The sequence below is a fragment of the Lysinibacillus sp. Y5S-8 genome (genome assembly GCF_036894365.1).
Lineage (GTDB): Bacteria > Bacillota > Bacilli > Bacillales_A > Planococcaceae > Lysinibacillus > Lysinibacillus fusiformis_D.
In genome coordinates, this window is record NZ_CP145889.1 from 288250 (window position 1) to 306002 (window position 17753).

The window sequence follows — 17753 nt, forward strand, 5'->3', positions numbered from 1 at the left end:
CTTATGGTGAAATAATGACTACCTTAAATTAATCTTAAAAGTAGGTGAGGAAATGCAGGACGCATCAATTTTAGTGTTAGAGGATGAACGCGCAATTGCTGAAATGATTGAAATCATTTTACGAAAGGAAGGAATTGCTAATATTACATTATGTAACACGATTGAAGAGGCAAAAGACGAAATTAATACTAAAACATTCGACTTTTACCTATTAGATATCATGCTGTCAGATGGTAGTGGATTTGACATTGCCAATATCGTTCGGGAGAAAAGTGACGCCCCTATTTTTTATTTAACTGCTAAAAGTAGTGACGCTGATAAGCTCCGTGGCTTTATGAATGGCGCAGATGATTATATTACAAAACCATTTAACCCACTAGAGCTTGTAGCAAGAGTTAAGGTGCAGCTAGTAAGGTATATGAAGAAAAAGGGTGCACAGGAAAATCATTTATTTACTTGTAGCCGTTTTACTTTCGATATAGACGCAGCAGAAATATCAGTAGACGGTGTAACAGAAATGATTAGTGGTCGCTTGTTTCATTTATTGAAATATCTATGCGACAATGCGGGTCAGGTGTTATCTAAGGAACAAATATACGAGCGTGTATGGGGAGATTGTTTATTTGATGATAATACAGTGATGGTACATATACGTAAGCTGCGGGAGAAAATTGAAAAAAATCCTGGAAAGCCTACATGCATTATAACGGTCAGAGGCATTGGTTATAAACTTGTTGGAGATGTTTCTTCATGAAGCCTGCTGGAAAATTAACACTCCGTTTTGTTTCGTATTTCATCATATTCTATCTATTGATCATTTCAGGTTTTATTATGAGTTTGGTGTTTTTTGCTATCTTTATCAAAGACCGTGTTGGCGACAATATTCACCTTATGAGTTCTTTTGAAATTGAAGATGATGCTGTTGTAGAGAAAGAGAAAACAGTTAAGATTGCTGATTATTTAGTGGAGCGGGCAGAGGGAAATGCAGGACAGCTCTACCTTTTCGATCAAGCTATGACCATCGTTGATTACACAGGAGATACATGTGGATTATGTGGAAAGTCTGATAGTGAACTTTTGGCATTGAAACAACCGGGCATGCATACATGGGAACTTCCGAATTATTACTTATTATTTATTCCTGCTACACCTGTCCAATCACTGTTTGAGGAAGCATTTGAAAATTGGATGGCAACCGGGAACATTTCAGCTGTAACACTTCAACGTTTAAAAGAAAATAAAGCGAGTGTTGAAATTTATGACGCACAATGGAATCGGACTGATGTCATAGGGGAGCGCTATGACAAGCTGAATAAACCGCAGTTACTAGAGGAAAAATATGATATTTTCGAACATAAAGAGCTTAAGCAAAGTGGAGCTTTAGCTAATGACGCCACATTTGTTGTGCGAATGCCTAACCCATCTTATAAGCCTTTTGAAGAGCCTTTTAATAAGGCGATGGTATTGTTCGTTTCTATCTTCTTTGGAGGGCATATTATATTGCTGTTGGGTGTTATCTTTTTATCCATCAGTATTTCACGACAATTTGTACGACCATTAGTCTATGTTATATCACGCATTGAACGACTAACTCAATTTGATTACAGTGAAATTAGTGATAAAAAAATCCATCATAAAAAAACAGGGAAGTTAAAACGGAAATTTAAACTGTTTCAACCTGTAGAGGAGTCACTCAATCATCTATCTGAACGACTTGATTCAAATGAAAGACAAATCAAGCATGCAGAGCATTTACGTGAGGAGTGGATAACAGGCTTATCGCACGATTTAAAGACCCCGTTAAGCTCCATTTATGGCTATTCCACTATGCTTGCATCTGAGGAATATGAGTGGACAAAGGATGAGATGCGTATTTTTGCACAAACCATGCAAGAAAAGGCGACATACATGGATGCACTCATTCAGGATTTAACCTATACGTACCAATTAAAAAATAAAGCTATACAGCTGGATAAAGTGTTATTACCGCTAGCCATATGGTTACCACAATTTGCAGATGAACAGGTATGTGTAAAGGTTTATGGAGATGTGTTGCTGCAAGCAGATGAGCTTTTACTTAAGCGGATTATGGATAATTTAATAACCAATGCGAAAAAATATACGCCTGAAGGCACGAAGGTCGTTGTGGAGGCACAACATACGGGTAAAGAAGTGATGCTAACCATTGCTGACCAAGGCCCTGGTATTCCGCAGGAGGAGCTCGATAATCTATTCGAACGCTATTATCGAGGAACGAATACGACAGATGATATAACAGGAACAGGGCTAGGACTAGCCATTACGAAACAGCTCATTGATTTACACAATGGCACAATTAGTGTCCGCTCAGGCCAAGATGGGACCATCTTCGTTCTAAAATTCCAATGTCACTAGTATTAGATTCGTTTTCTAGAGAGGAATGCTCTTGAAGGACGAGGCTTATTAAACAGAGTAAAGAGGTATCAAAGTGTTTTATTTGATACCTCTTTTTGTTTTATTTATTTTTCGTACAACGCTCGGCTGGCTGTTCAATTTTAACATAGCGCCATAAGTTATTAGCGATATCGCGGGCTTCTGCGATATGTTCTGTGCCAACGAATGCCTTACGGAAAGGAGTAAGAAGTGATTCGATGATAAAAAGCTTTGGTTTTTCGCGCTGTAGTTCTTCTAATAAGAATTGAGCATATTCCAAACCTTCCATTGTTTCGTTGTTCGACAATCCCTTCGTAAAGCCTTGTAATTGTTCGATAACCATTTCTTTTGTAACGGTTTTATAGTTCACCACATTTTGAATGGTATTGATCATTTCAACACTCACGATGATTTCTTTCGACTCAAGCATCGTGGGTATAATTACGCTAATATTACGCAATGCTACACGTACAATAGCTTCTCGATTGATATATTTATAATCGGCAATAAAGACAGCACGTAGAGTGAGGTTAATCATCCCAAGTGTTTGGACAGCACATTCATAGCTAATTGGGCTAATCTCTTCGCCAAAGACTTGTACTAGTCGGTTGGCTAGCCATTCTAATTCTTGTAAATGGTAGTTAATAATGATTTTCTTTAGTTCTTTATCTCTTGATTGGAAGACGGATTCGAAAATCTGTATTAAATTTTGTTCACGATTGACATACATGAGAACAGCGACTTGCTGTGTCAATACTTCTAAATCTGTAGGGTCTTTACCATAGATAAGCTCATGACGGCGATTACTAGCTTCTTCACGCCCTTCATCCAAAATGGCGATTAAGCATTCGTTTTTCGAAGTAAAGTGATTATAAAATGTACCTTTTGAGATTTTAGCTGCATTGATGATGTCATTAATCGATGTATCTAGAAAACCCTTTTCAATAAAAAGTTCACGTGCTGCTGTAATAATCTGTCTTTTTCTTTTGTTCATAACCTCACCTTTTTTATATTATTATACTCTTATTCTACACTTAAAACCCTTATATATCAACGTTTATAAAAAATATAAACTTATTTGTTGAAAAAAGTAGACTACGAGTATAAAATAAGTTTTATCGCAAAACACAAGAAAGAATTGAGGGATATAAATGAATAGTGAGCAAACAATGAAAAAGCCCCCTTACGGCATGATAGCTATTCTATTTGTGGGTGCTTTTGTTGCTTTTCTAAACAACACATTGTTGAATGTGGCATTACCAACAATCATGAAGGATTTTGGGATTACCTATTCAAAGGTACAATGGTTAGCAACAGGGTATATGCTCGTGAGCGGTATTTTAGTGCCCGCTTCAGCATTCTTTGTGACACGCTTTAAAAATAGACATCTATTTATAACAGCGATGTCCATCTTTACAATCGGTACAATTATGGCAGGCTTTGCGCCAAACTTTGGTGTGCTGCTAGCAGGTCGTATGGTGCAAGCAGCTGGGGCTTCTAGTATGTCACCACTTTTAATGAATGTTATGCTAACAAGCTTCCCGAAAGAGAAGCGTGGAGCAGCAATGGGGATATTTGGTTTAGTAATGATCATGGCGCCAGCAATTGGCCCTACATTATCAGGCTACATTGTGGAGCATCATGATTGGCGTATGCTCTTCCAAATGATTATTCCATTTGCAATAATTAGTTTATTATTTGGTGTGTGGAAACTAAGAAACGTGATGGAGACACGTGAAGTTCACTTAGATTTCCCTTCAGTCCTTTTATCAACAGTAGCATTCGGTGGTATTTTATACGGCTTTAGTACAGCGGGGGATAAAGGCTGGTCAAGTCCATGGGTATATGGAACAATTACAGTTGGCTTCATCGCTTTAATAATTTTTATCATTAAGCAGTTGAAAATGGATGAGCCACTTCTGGAATTACGTATTTATAAATACCCAATGTTTGCTTTAGGGTCTGTCATCTCAGTTATTATCTCTATGGCGATGTTCTCAGGGATGATTTTAACACCAGCATATGTACAGTCTATTCGTGGTATTGAACCATTTGAGGCGGGCTTAATGATGCTTCCAGGGGCACTTGTTATGGGGATTATGTCACCAATCACTGGTAAGCTTTTCGATAAATTTGGTCCTCGTGTGTTGGCCATTATTGGCTTAACAATCACAACAATCGCAACATTTGGTTTAACAAAATTAGAAATTGATTCAAGCTACACATATATCGTATCAATGTATACAATTCGTATGTTTGGTATGTCGATGGTCATGATGCCAATTATGACAAACGGTTTAAATCAACTACCACAAATAATGAATCCTCATGGTACAGCTATTAACAATACATTACAGCAGGTATCAGGAGCAATCGGTAGTGCGATTTTAGTTACATTTATGAATAATCGTACAAAAGCAAAAGCAGAAGAATTAATTGTAGAAGCCAAAGCGAATGCTGCACAATCAGGAGCGGCACCTACAGCAGAGCAAATGCAACAAATGCAAGATCAGATTATGCAAACAGCCTTATTAGATGGTATTACACACTCCTTCTTAATTGCAGCTGGTATAACAGTGATTGCAGTAGTACTTGCCTTCTTCTTAAAACGTGTAAAAGTTGAAAGCACAGCAGCTTCAATGGATTTAAAAAAACCAACTAAATAATGAACAGAACCCCCTTTATAGGTAAAACATTTACCAACGAAGGGGGTTTTTTATATGTTTATTTGAAAAAAAATTTTAGGATTGTTGTTATTTTTCATCATTTTATTTTATATGATAATACTAATTTACAGAAAATTTAGATTTTTATATAATGAGGTGCTTTCGTGGTAGATGCATATATCAATGACTTAGTGAACGAAAAGGAACTGCCAGGGGCTGTATTAATTGTTCAACAGCAACAAAACAGGCTATTAACAGGCAGTTATGGAGCCTATACAGCGGAGGATGGTAGCAAGCAAGCTATTGTAAATCATACGCTGTTTGATTTAGCTTCCTTAACGAAGGTTGTAGCTACAGTACCAGCTATTTTACTGCTGATAAGTCGAAATCAATTAGCATTAAGAGAGCCAGTTCAAACGTTTTTGCCTACATTTCATTACCCAGATATAACGATTCAACAGTTATTACAGCATTGCTCAGGGCTGCCGGCAGATTTAACACCAGCGGTAGAGCGAAATCACAGGCGTGACATCATGCAGGAGATAATGGCAAGTGAGGTAGTGTGTCAGCCAAATGAACAGGTGCTATATAGTGATTTAGGCATGATTCTACTAGGAAAGGTGATTGAACAGGTTACTGGAAGCTCATTCAACAGTTTTGTAGAGCAAGAGATTTTTAAGCCATGGGGCATGCACCATACTCGTTTTCGATTGCAGGAGCAACAAAGAAGGTTTGCGGCATCAACTGAAATGTTTGCAGGGAAATTTGTTCAGGGGATTGTTCATGATGAAAAAGCTCTATTGCTCGATGGAGTTGCTGGGAGTGCAGGCTTGTTTTCGTGCGCGGAGGATTTAGCAAAGTATGCGGAAATTTTGTTAGGGATCAGGCAACAAACGGTTATTCCATATGAATGGATGGAGCTTACCTATACAAAAACATTTAAAAATAGGGGACTTGGTTTTGAAGTATGGAGAGGGGATGATGCATCATTTTGTTTTGGTAGGAGGTGGAGCAAGAACTCATTTGGTCATACAGGATTTACAGGCACGAGTATTTGGATGGACCCTATTCACAAGGCATTTGTTATTTTCTTAACGAATGCGGTGCATTATGGGAGAAATACAAAGCTGCGAAGGATTCGGGAGAAGCTTCATACGATGATTTATGAAAAATTACTGATATGAAGGGTGGATCTGTTGGTATGAGACAAAAGAGTAAATGGTTATTGCCGTTTCTTTTATTACTCGTTGTAACTTTAGTAGGCTGTAACACCGATAAGAAATCAACGAACGCAACAACATCTGGTAAAGAAGACGGGCCGAAAACAGAAGAGGTTTCCCTAACAATAGGGAGTTGGCGGACAGAAGATGTTGCCAAATATGAAAAAGTAATTGCTTTATTTAATGAACAACATCCTGATATACACATTTCCTTTAACCCAACTAAAAATACAGAATATAACACAGTCCTCAATACAGCATTACAAGCGGGGGAAGGACCAGATATTTTCCACTTGCGTCCATATGCAGCTGGGTTGAAGCTTGCAGAGGCGGGTTATGTTGAGAAAATAAATGACTTAAGCGGTTTGCGTGCATATCCTGAAGAGGCATTAATGGCTTCACGTGATGAACAAGGGAATCAGTATGGTGTACCAATTAATTTAAGCTCGACGCAATTTTTCTATAATAAAAAGATTTTTAAAGATAATAATCTCGAAGTTCCTACTACATGGGATGAATTTATAGCCTTAAATGATCAATTATTAGAAAAGGGCATTACACCCATTGCAATGGGTACAAAAGAAGGCTGGTTATTATCGTTGCTACACGGTATTGTGGGCCCAGCTATTTATGAAGGAAATGACTTCTATCAAGCAGTGCTTACGGGAGAAAAGGATTTCTCAGACGCTCAGTTTATCGAATCTATACAAGTGATGAACGACTTGAAAAAGTATTTTCCAGCTAATTCAGAAGGCTTAGGAATGGATGATATTCGTACATTGTTCGCTTTAGAGGATGCAGCGATGTTCCCGCTCGGTAGCTGGGAAATTCCTGTTGTCTTAGAAATGAATCCAGATCTAGATTTAGGGTATTTCCCGATTCCTTCAAAAGAAGGTCATAAAACAGTGACAACTTGGGTAGATGGTTCATTTGCGATCAATGCAAATTCAAAAAATAAAGAAGCAGCTAAAGAATTTTTAGCGTTTTTAACAACAAAGGAATTTGGTGAACTGTTTGTGAGGGAATTTTCTATGATCAGTGCTATTCCTGGCATCACTTCTGATGACGCCTTGCTAAATGACATTAGTAACTCGACTGCTAATGAAGCAACACCGTATATGTGGGTGACTAATTTTACTGGTGGGGACCCGACAACAAAGAGCTTACTTGAGAGTGAGTTACAGGGCATGTACTTAGATCAGGTAACGCCTGAAGAGGTAGCCAAAAAAGTACAGGAAAACGCTAAAACTTGGTTTACGCCCTTTCAGCAATAAGTAATATATTAAGATAGACCCCTGAAACTCCACTAAGGTGTATAGGGGTCTTGTTGTCTCATTATGATTAAAGGGGGCTGTTCAGCATGAAAGAATCTACAGCTTCACCGTCAAGAAAGAGGAAATCGTGGGCAAAATGGACAATACATCTTTTCCCAATCCCTGCACTAATAGTATACGGAATGTTTGTGCTTTATCCGATAGTAGCAGCTTTATCCTATAGTTTTTTTGAATGGAAAGGGATGGCTCGTGGCGGTTTCATTGGCTTCCAAAATTTTGTGACGCTTTTTACGATAGAACCTTATAGCTCCATGTTTTGGAACGCCTTCAAACATAATGTCCTGTATTTTGTTTTGCAAATGGTAGTGATGAATGGATTAGCATTCTTTCTTGCATTTATTATCTACCAAAAAATTAAGGGAGCGGAGTTTTTTAAGGCGGCTTTCTTTCTACCACGATTATTATCAGTAATCGTAGTAGGTTTCTTATGGAAGCTCATCTTGAATCCTAATTTTGGTACCTTAAATGTTATTTTAGAGAAATTGGGTCTTGAAACCTTACAAAAGGCTTGGCTTGGAGATCCTGGAACAGCTTTAATAGCGATTATTTTAGTGAATTGTTGGTTTGGGCTTGGTTTTGGCGTTTTAATATTTTTAGCTGGCTTTCAAGGAATTCCAAGTGAGTTAGTTGAAGCAGCAAAATTGGATGGTGCCAAAGGCTTTACATTATTACGCACTATTTATTTGCCATTAATGGTGCCATCTATTATGATCATGGGAATTTTAACGTTTATCCAGTCCTTTGAGGCATTTGAGCTTGTATATGCGATGCAGGGCTCCATGGGAGAGCCATATTATTCTACAGATACTTTAGCTGTGTTTTTCTATCGCTTGGCATTTGGTAGCTCTACAGCTTCTGGAGCGACAGCTATTGGGCTAGGTTCTGCGCTAGCAACGGTACTATTCCTATTTATTTTAGTTTGTACCACGGTATTTTTACGCTTGGCTAATAAAAGGGATGTCCAAATGTAAGGGGTGAATATAATGAAGCAAGGTGCAATATGGGTTCGACCTTTTTATTATCTTGTGGTATTTATGGTGGCGACCATTAGTTTATATCCCGTTTTGTTAATGATTTTATCTTCATTTAAAAAAAGCGTGGACATTTACAAAAATCCATTAGGCTTACCAACTAGCTTTAGCTTAGAGACTTACCGTACATTATTATCTAAAATCCCATTTACAACGTATTTTTTAAACAGTCTGTTTGTCAGCGTTGTATCTGTTGTATTGATTGTTGTTGTTTGTTCATTGGCTTCATTTTATATTGCTCGCTTTCAATTTTCTTGGAATCATGCATTGTTTTTTATTTTTTTATTAGGCATGATGATCCCTATAAAGCTAGGTATTGTACCGCTCTTTATTTTAATGCGTGATTTAGGATTAATTAATTCCTTATGGTCTTTAATTTTGATGAATATGGCGACAGGCATACCATTATCCATGCTGATCTTAACAGGCTTTTTTAAAACGATGCCCTATGAGCTGGAGGAGGCTGCCCGTATAGATGGGGCAGGAAACTTAAGAGTCCTTTGGCATGTGGTATTACCGTTAATGAGACCAGCACTTGGAACAGTCGTCATTATTAACTTTATCGCTGCATGGAATGATTTTTTCTTCCCGCTTATTTTTATTACAGAGAAAATGAAACGGACGATACCTGTTGGGATGATGTCACTCTTTGGGGAACATTCCGCAGATTGGGGCTCGCTTTTTGCAGGTCTAACATTAGCATCATTACCAATGATCCTATTATTCTTTATTGCTTCAAAGCAATTTATGGAAGGGCTGACGGCTGGTGCTATTAAATAGACAATACATTATTGCGGTAGATGGAGGCGGGACGAGAACTCGCGCAGTAATCGGAACGAAAGAAGGAGAAGTGCTGGCGGTTGTTGAAGGAGCTGGAACAAATATGAAGGCGACACCAACAAACGAGGTAAGGATACAGATTGAGCATCTACTAGCCCAGTTATTACAAAAGATAGCTGCAACAAAGAGTGATGTTTCGACTGTGTTCTTATGTGTGGCAGGAGGAGATCGACAAGTAGATAAAGATCGCTGGGAGCAATGGATTGGTTTCATTTTCCCTGCTAGCTCCTGTAAGGTAACGATCACCAATGATGCAGTAGCGGCTCTTACTAGCGGTACATTTACCCAGCAAGGGCTCGTTGTAATAGCAGGCACAGGCTCCATCGTATACGCTGTCAGGAAAGATCATCAAGTTAGTCGTGTTGGAGGATGGGGTTATTTATTTGGAGATGAAGGCAGTGGCTACTATATTGGGCAAGAGGCATTGCGTGAAATTGCCCAGCATTATGATGTTTCTGGCATGAATGGAGATGTCTTTACTGCGGCTATTTTAGAGCAGCTAGCATTAACAAATCCTACTGACATCATTACCTATGTTTATGAGCATCCACAACCACGTGTCCTTATAGCCTCTATAGCTCGGACGGTGTTAAGTTTAGCTGAACAACAGAATGATAAAGCAAAGAATATTATTGAACAGGCTGTTCATCATTTAGTGCAATTCCTCCAAACGATGCTGAAAAAAGAACCACAAGTGAAAAATTGGCCTATTGTCATATGTGGAGGTTTATTTGAAGATTTTTATTTTAAGCAATGTTTTCAAGAGACATTACGGCTAGCAACTAGGCATAATCGGCTCATACAACCTGAAGTGCCACCTGTTATTGGGGCTTTCATTAATGGGCTTTTGAGTGAGGGGATTCAAATGACAGAAGCTTTACAGCAAACGGTAAAAGAAACTTGGATGAGCATCCATGAAAAGAGCGTGGGAGGGATTTAAATTCAATGGAACGTATGACAAAACTGACGACTGAAGGCTACCATCCAGATACGACAAATCTAGATTTAATGTCCACTGCTGAAATTGTAAAGCTGATGAATGAAGAGGATAAAAAAATACCGTTAGCCATAGCCAAAGTTTTACCTGAGATTGAACAAGCTATTACAGCTATTGTTCATGCACTGAAGAATGGTGGCCGTTTATTTTATGTAGGTGCAGGGACGAGTGGGCGAATTGGTTTGCTTGATGCAGTGGAATGTCCGCCCACATTTAGTACCTTACCAGCGCTTGTACAGGCAATATTGGCTGGTGGGGAAGAGGCAGTAATGATTGCCGTAGAAGGAGCGGAGGATGATCTGTCATTAGGCGAAGCAGAATTAAAGAAACGACAGCTAACAAACCGCGATGTAGTGATTGGAATTGCGGCAAGTGGTAGAACACCTTTTGTGAAGGGGGCATTAATATATGCGCAACAAATAGGAGCTAAAACCATCAGCTTAGCTAGTAATTCTCATTCTGCCATTAGTCAGTATACGAACATTGCGATAGAGGTGATTACTGGTCCGGAAATTTTGACAGGGTCTACAAGATTAAAGGCTGCCACTGCCCATAAACAAATACTGAATATGATTACAACAACCACAATGATCAAGCTTGGCAAAGTCTATAAAAATTTAATGGTGGATGTCCATGCTAGTAACTTTAAATTGCGAGAGCGAGCCAAACAAATAGTTTGTGATGTGACAGGTGTTGCCTATAGTCAGGCTGAAAGTGTTTTGGAGCAAACTAATTTTCAAGTGAAGCTATCAATTGTGATGCTACTGACGAATACAACAATAGAAGAAGCAACGGAATTACTAGCCCAATCCGAAGGGCATGTACGTAGAGCAGTGGAATTAAGAAAGTTTTGATGCGAGATGTGAGTGGAAACCTCCATTCAACAAGAGACGAGGATGGGAGAATGGACAAAATAAATGCTGGCTTAATTATGCTTGCAGAAATGCGAGAGAAGCTACCTCTTTCAGAAAAAAAGGTAGCGAGCTTTATTTTAGACTACCCAACACAGGCAATTAAAATGACTGCGGTTGAATTGGGGGAAGCAAGTCATACAAGTAGTGCGGCTGTCATTCGTCTGTGTAAATCGTTAAATATAAGTGGTGTTCAAGAGCTGAAATTACGTATCGCTGGTGATTTACAACATGCAAAAACAGTAGATCGAGATATTGAGGCAAATGAAGCATTGCCATCGATTGTAGAAAAGGTGACGATGCAAAGTAGTGAAATTTTGGCACAAACAGCTAATTTAATAGATATAGTTGAATTAGAGCGTGCCGTCACTGCTTTATCACAAGCTCGTAAAATTATATTTTTTGGAGTGGGTGCTTCAGGTATAGCAGCAATGGATGCAGATCAAAAATTTTTAAGAATCAATAAAAATAGTAGAGCTTTTATGGACCTACATTTAGGAGCTACAGCGGTAGTCAATGCACAGGAGGGAGATGTCGTAGTGGGCATTTCCTTTTCTGGAGAAACACATGAAGTGGCTAAAATTCTTGAGATAGCTAGGGAAACACCGGCAACTACAATTAGTTTAACGCGCTATGGTAGTTCTTTAGCAGCTAGTTTAGCGGACATTTGCTTATATGTATCTCCAAATGTTGAAGCTACTTTTAGAAGTGGCGCAACCTCCTCACGCCTTGCCCAACTACTTGTCATTGATATTTTATTTATGGGAGTCGTGACGAGTGCCTATGAGCAGACAGTTGACTATTTAGACGAAACACGTTCAGTCATTCAAGGGCTGCATAAAAAAGTGGCGAAACGAAAAAATAAAATAAAGTAAACGAAGGCGATCTATTATCCCATAGTATCGTCTTCGTTTTTTGTTTCGATTCAGCTGTAGTCGACACCTTCCTCTAGAGTGTATGCCTTAAAGGCGCTCTTCTGTTTCAGGGTCAAAGAAGTGGATTTTTTCCTCCCTCATGACAAAGGAAACCCTATCGGATGGGTGTAAATTATTGTCAGCCTGTACGCGTGCAATGAAATTTTGATTGTTTAAAGAACAATAAAGATAAGTTTCTGCACCTAGTAATTCAGCAACATCAATAGTTGCCTTAAAAGCAAAAGGAGAAACGACATCCGTAATTTGTAAATCCTCAGGACGTATACCCATAACAATCTCTTTCCCTAAATAATTTTTTTCCTTTAACAATGGTACGTACATGGATGGAATAGGGAAGCTCTGCTCTCCTAAAAGGATCTCTGTTTCTGTAAGGTGGCAATGGAATAAGTTCATGGATGGTGAACCAATAAAGCCTGCCACAAACATGTTATGAGGTGTATTATATACTTCCTTTGGCGTCCCGATTTGTTGAATAAGACCATCCTTCATCACGACGAGGCGAGTAGCCATTGTCATAGCCTCTGTTTGGTCATGCGTAACATAGATTGTAGTTGTTTGAATTCGTTGATGGAGTTTCTGGATTTCAGCACGCATTTGCACACGTAATTTGGCATCCAAATTAGAAAGAGGTTCATCCATTAAAAATACTTTAGCGTCTCTAACAATAGCTCGACCAAGTGCCACACGCTGACGTTGTCCACCTGATAAAGCTTTTGGCTTTCTTTTTAAATAATCCTCTAAACCTAATATTTTAGCAGCCTCTTTGACGCGGTGATCTATTTCCTTTTTATCGCCCTTTCGGAGCTTTAAGCTAAACGCCATATTATCATAGACTGTCATATGTGGATATAAAGCATAGCTTTGAAATACCATGGCAATACTACGATCTTTTGACTCGACATCATTCATTAGGACATCATCAATATAGAATTCTCCTTTTGATATGTCCTCTAAGCCAGCAATCATACGCAAAGTTGTGGTTTTTCCACAGCCAGATGGACCTACAAACACAATGAATTCTTTATTATGAATATGCAGATTGAAATCAGTTACAGCCTGAATATTTTTATCGTAAATTTTATAGATATGCTCTAACCGTAATTCCGCCATAATGTACACCCCTTTGTAAGACATAATTTTATTGTAAATAACTCCAGCATAGAGTGATAGAGAAACAGTGCACAGTATTGAGGCCATTAATTGTGCAGTTAACCTAAAGTGATTCTAAGAAAATAATTGCGAAATAAACTTCTAGTCGATGAGAAAAGTGCCGAATGTCCTTTTGCGTCAAAAGCTGAAATTTTTCTAAGCGATTTTGTAGTGTATTGCGATGCATATACATTTTTTTAGAAGCTAATGTGATATTCCCTTCATATTCAATCAATTGCTTAATCGTATGGAGTAATTCAGGCTGAGAGGTGGCACTTTTTAAGATAGAGGAAATAAAAATCTCTTTTTCATGTGACTCTATACGCTGCAGGACATATGGCACTAAAAGCTCCTGCTGTGTGAGTACATGCTTTGGTGTATAGGTCCAAATAAATTGTTGAAGGTGGACATACCAGCTAAATCGCTCCTTAGTCGTCGTTACGTCTGGTATAACATCAGATACGAAAATCTTAAAATGAGCCTGTAAATCTTCGATTAATGGATCAAGATAATGAGCAAAATTTAATATTTCATCACCCTTAATACATTCGATTATGACAAATAATTGTGGATGTATGGATAGCATGAAAATATCCTTTCCTAGTAAAGCTTCAAAGATTGTGCGGAGTAATGCAGGTGCTGTAAAATCTTTGTCGAAGTGAATAAATAACAAACGATGTAGAGGAAGGATAGATGGAGCAATATCCGTTAGGTCTGTTAAATAATCTAGCCAAATCCTATCGTAGTCATGTGGCAAGGCAATGGGATCTGAGAAAATTTGCAACAGCTCAAATTCACTTTGTGTAACGGTATGTGCTGGAATTTCATAAAGATGATTGTCAAAATTAAATACATAGTTTCCGTCTGTTTTACCTGAAAAGGGGTTTAATAATGGGAAGCGTTGCTGTAGTTTTTGAAGGTCCAATTATGCCACTCCTTTATTTGAATGGAGAGTAATAAGGTTAAATTAGTATAATTATATGATGAAATATTTATAGTATTAATAGAAAAAACACGGATATTAGCAAGTATGATAGTCATACTTATCTAATGTCCGTGTTATCTGTTTAGGCCTCTTTTTTAAATAACTTCCCTGGCCAAAATGCATATTTACCTAGTACTGTTGTGATTGCTGGTACAAGCAATGGACGTACAATAAATGTATCGAGAAGCACACCAATGGCTGTAACGACACCAAATTGAACAAGCACCTGAATCGGTAAAGTTGCCAACACAGCAAATGTACCTGCCAAGATGAGTCCAGCAGATGTAATAACACTTCCTGTTCGGACGACACCTTCTTCTACAGCTGTTAAATGATCAGCAGTTTTACGCTTTTTCCAAATTTCTGAGATCATAAAGATATTATAATCTTCTCCGAGTGCTACTAGGAACACGAAGGAATACAGTGGTATAGCTCCAGAAATGGCTTCTGCACCCATGATATGATGCAAAATTAGCCATCCAGCACCTAATGCTCCAAAGTAGGAAATAATAACGGTCGCTAATAAATAAACCGTAGCAGTAATAGAGCGTAAATAAACAAACAATAATAATGCGATTAAAGCAATCATGGTTGGCATGATCACGGTTTCATCACGCTTAGTTATTTGTTGTGTATCGTATTGGCTGGCTGTTTCTCCACCAATCCAAACATGCTTCTCAGCACTAGTGAGCCCTTGTACCTCCAACATTTTAATTACCTCAGCTTGAAGCTCAGGAATATGGGCTAATGATTCCTTTGCATAGGGGTTGACATTGAAAGTTAATTCGTACAATTGAATAGCCTTATTTTTATCGCCAGTTTGTACATCTGCAACACTATCAATATAAGAGATGTCAGCAAGTTGTTGCTGTAAATTAATATCGGTACCTTCAGTATCAATAACCAATTGAACAGGAGCTAGCTCTCCAGGAGAAAAATTCTCTTCTATTAAAGTAAAGCCTTCTCGGGACGGCATATCTTTTGGGAAGGATGAAAGCAGATCAAACGTGTATTGAATACGTGGAACGAATGCTGCCAATCCCCCGAGTAAAATGACTGTTACAGCAATAACAATCCATGGTTTATGTGTAACAAAGCGTCCGATTTTATGACTAACCTTATGTGAAGGTTTATGCTGCTTTTTACCTTTTTTATTTGCCATTTCCTCAGTACGAGGGATGAAGGGAAAGAAAGCTACACGTCCTATTATGACAAGAATAGCTGGTAGGACAACAAGCGCTGCAATTCCCATTACAAGCACGCCAAAGCTAAATGGCACAGCAAAGCGTTGGAATGCACCATAATGAGCAAGACTAAGAGTAGCTAGACCAATGACAACCGTCAAAGCACTCATTAAAATGGCACCACCTGATTCTTTGACAGTAAGCTTCATAGCGGCAGTCTTATCCTCAACATCTAAGAGAATTTCTCTATATTTAGAAATTAAAAATAAACAATAATCAGTACCTGCACCAAAGAGTAAAACAGTCATAATGGATACTGCTTGCGAATCCTTCTCTATCCATCCTTGGTCAGCAAAGAAACCAAGTGTCGGACTAATAACACCATAGGCAAGACCTACAATAATTAAAGGAATAATAGCCAGTAATGGTGAACGATAAATGATAATAAGTAATACTAAAACGAGCAATACGGTTGCTATTAATAATTTCACGTCTGCCTGTGAAAATAAACTGACAGCATCAGTGGCAATCCCAACTGGTCCAGAATAGCGGACATGGAGTGCATCACTGGATAATTTCTCATCTAATTGAACTTGATAGCGTTCCATTACCTTTGTCAGATGATCTAAACTATCCTGTAGCATATCTGTAGCGACATCTTTTTCAAAAAACACTGGTGTCACAATCGTTGTGCCATTTTCGGAAGCGGAAGTCATTAAAGCCTGTGGTGGCATTTGATCAAATGGTGGAATCATTGTTTGATGGGCTAAGGGCTTTGCCTGAAGCTCGCTATAAACACCTTGGATAGCCGTAAAATCCTCAATGCTAAGACCACTGTCACGATGCCAAACTAGTAATAAAGGTGTTCCAGCATCGTTAGGGAATTGCTCAGCAATAATCGCCGCTGTTTGCTCAGACATTTCAGTATCAGGTAAATTTTTACCGGATTCACTTTCTATACTATTGATTTGTGGCCATGCAAACGACAGCACCACTACTAATAACACCCAAAAAGCTAATGCTAATAAGCGACCCTTTTTACTTGCAACCATTGAGCCCCATTGCTCAAGTGGATGTTTTTTCATGAGAAGACCTCCATTTCATGTAAGTGATTTAATTATATATACTAGAAGGTTAATTAATCAACCTAGAAATATTCATATGTTATACTATGTGTAAAAAGTATGCTTAATTTAAGGAGGCGAACTTGTTGAAACAATCACCGCGTGTTCTCGGGAGACCTCGCCATGATGGAAATGCGAAACCAACAAAAGATCTTGTCCTTGAAACGGCCACAAGACTTTTTATTAAAGAAGGCTACAAAAATATTTCGATGGATGATGTAGCTAAAGCTTGTAACGTAACAAAGGCGACTATCTATTACTACTACCCAACTAAAGGTGAATTATATACATCTGCATTAATTGCTATGATGGATCGAATCAAGCTATCTATCCTAGAAATTTTAGAGCAGCCTATATCATTTAAAGAGCGATTAGAGCAGCTTGTGGCAGTTCATTTATCAGCGACTATCGATATTGATATGAAAAATTTTATGAAAGAGGCAACCATCAATTTATCGGAACTACAGCTGAAACAAGTACAGGCATCTGAAAATGATATGTATCAAACAATAGAGCAGACCATGCAAGTGGAGATGGATAATGGCACGATTCGAAAAGGAAATGCTAAATTTTTCGCTCATAACTTTATGGCATTAATGACAGTAGGATATTTTAAAGATGGCGACGGTAAAACTTTGCTAGGCTCAGTAGATGTGACGGCAAAGGAAGTAACAAATTTCTTTTGGCTGTCTGTTGAAAATAAATAAAACTTAATGATTATGTAATTTTTATAAAAGGAGTTATCTCATTATTTGAGGTAACTCCTTTCTTAGTATTAAAAAATAAAAAAGTTAATTGAAAGGTAGAAATGGATTTCCGTTCCAGGCTACTTGCTTTCCTGTGGGCGAGCGCCGAGCCGCTTCCTTCGCTACCGCTCCGTGTAAGGGCTCGCCTGTCTCGCTATCCCACGGGAGTCAAGTAGCCCTCCACTCTAATCCACAAAAGTGTTACCTTTTTAGCAAAGT

General features: G+C 38.4%; 15 protein-coding genes. 11 read left to right on the forward strand and 4 right to left on the reverse strand.

The annotated features are described in order from the left end of the window. Window positions 1-52 precede the first annotated feature (52 nt). The gene (locus V6670_RS01395) at window positions 53-754 is read left to right on the forward strand and encodes a response regulator transcription factor (protein WP_141905227.1); all 702 of its coding nucleotides are present in this window, start codon (window positions 53-55) and stop codon (window positions 752-754) included. Continuing rightward, window positions 751-2394 carry a HAMP domain-containing sensor histidine kinase gene (locus tag V6670_RS01400; protein WP_338652286.1) on the forward strand — a complete coding sequence of 548 codons (1644 nt, stop codon included), beginning with the start codon at window positions 751-753 and terminating at the stop codon, window positions 2392-2394. The genes V6670_RS01395 and V6670_RS01400 overlap by 4 nt, the downstream gene beginning before the upstream one ends. 100 nt (window positions 2395-2494) lie before the next feature. Here the strand turns inward: V6670_RS01400 and V6670_RS01405 are convergent, their stop codons facing one another. Beyond that, window positions 2495-3406, reverse strand: coding sequence for a TetR/AcrR family transcriptional regulator (locus V6670_RS01405; RefSeq protein WP_141905225.1), 912 nt, complete (start codon window positions 3404-3406; stop codon window positions 2495-2497). A gap of 157 nt (window positions 3407-3563) precedes the next feature. On the opposite strand from V6670_RS01405, the gene V6670_RS01410 reads away from it, so the two are divergent. The 8 genes from V6670_RS01410 (at window position 3564) to V6670_RS01445 (ending at window position 12286) form a co-directional block, all read left to right on the forward strand. After that, complete coding sequence (locus tag V6670_RS01410; RefSeq protein WP_036118147.1) at window positions 3564-5078, forward strand: DHA2 family efflux MFS transporter permease subunit; 1515 nt, start codon at window positions 3564-3566, stop codon at window positions 5076-5078. A gap of 164 nt (window positions 5079-5242) precedes the next feature. Next, entirely contained in the window at window positions 5243-6262 is a 1020-nt protein-coding gene (locus tag V6670_RS01415; RefSeq protein WP_338652287.1) for a serine hydrolase domain-containing protein, read from the forward strand. Between the two features lie 17 nt (window positions 6263-6279). After that, the gene (locus V6670_RS01420) at window positions 6280-7572 is read left to right on the forward strand and encodes an extracellular solute-binding protein (protein WP_141905223.1); all 1293 of its coding nucleotides are present in this window, start codon (window positions 6280-6282) and stop codon (window positions 7570-7572) included. An 86-nt stretch (window positions 7573-7658) separates the two neighbouring features. Further along, a complete protein-coding gene (locus V6670_RS01425) occupies window positions 7659-8603 on the forward strand; it encodes a sugar ABC transporter permease (RefSeq protein WP_141905222.1) in 945 nt (314 codons plus the stop codon). A gap of 12 nt (window positions 8604-8615) precedes the next feature. After that, window positions 8616-9443, forward strand: coding sequence for a carbohydrate ABC transporter permease (locus tag V6670_RS01430; RefSeq protein WP_101966979.1), 828 nt, complete (start codon window positions 8616-8618; stop codon window positions 9441-9443). Next, on the forward strand, window positions 9430-10443 hold the full coding sequence (locus tag V6670_RS01435) for a BadF/BadG/BcrA/BcrD ATPase family protein (protein WP_141905221.1): 1014 nt from the start codon (window positions 9430-9432) through the stop codon (window positions 10441-10443). Before V6670_RS01430 ends, V6670_RS01435 begins: the two co-directional genes overlap by 14 nt. A 5-nt stretch (window positions 10444-10448) precedes the next feature. Next, window positions 10449-11354 carry an N-acetylmuramic acid 6-phosphate etherase gene (gene murQ, locus V6670_RS01440; RefSeq protein WP_338652288.1) on the forward strand — a complete coding sequence of 302 codons (906 nt, stop codon included), beginning with the start codon at window positions 10449-10451 and terminating at the stop codon, window positions 11352-11354. Window positions 11355-11404: 50 nt separating this feature from the next. Then, the gene (locus V6670_RS01445) at window positions 11405-12286 is read left to right on the forward strand and encodes a MurR/RpiR family transcriptional regulator (protein ID WP_141905219.1); all 882 of its coding nucleotides are present in this window, start codon (window positions 11405-11407) and stop codon (window positions 12284-12286) included. An 87-nt stretch (window positions 12287-12373) separates the two neighbouring features. Here V6670_RS01445 and ugpC read toward each other — a convergent pair whose 3' ends face one another. From ugpC to V6670_RS01460, 3 genes are all read right to left on the reverse strand, one after another. Next, window positions 12374-13456 (reverse strand): sn-glycerol-3-phosphate ABC transporter ATP-binding protein UgpC, encoded by a 1083-nt coding sequence (ugpC, locus tag V6670_RS01450; RefSeq protein WP_338652289.1) that lies wholly within the window; start codon window positions 13454-13456, stop codon window positions 12374-12376. Window positions 13457-13559: 103 nt separating this feature from the next. Further along, a complete protein-coding gene (locus V6670_RS01455; protein WP_338652290.1) occupies window positions 13560-14420 on the reverse strand; it encodes a helix-turn-helix domain-containing protein in 861 nt (286 codons plus the stop codon). Between the two features lie 142 nt (window positions 14421-14562). Next, window positions 14563-16749 (reverse strand): MMPL family transporter, encoded by a 2187-nt coding sequence (locus tag V6670_RS01460; RefSeq protein ID WP_338652291.1) that lies wholly within the window; start codon window positions 16747-16749, stop codon window positions 14563-14565. A gap of 125 nt (window positions 16750-16874) precedes the next feature. Between V6670_RS01460 and V6670_RS01465 the strand changes: the two genes are divergently transcribed. Continuing rightward, window positions 16875-17495, forward strand: a complete 621-nt coding sequence (locus tag V6670_RS01465; protein WP_141905215.1) for a TetR/AcrR family transcriptional regulator — start codon at window positions 16875-16877, stop codon at window positions 17493-17495. The last annotated feature ends 258 nt before the right edge of the window (window positions 17496-17753 follow it).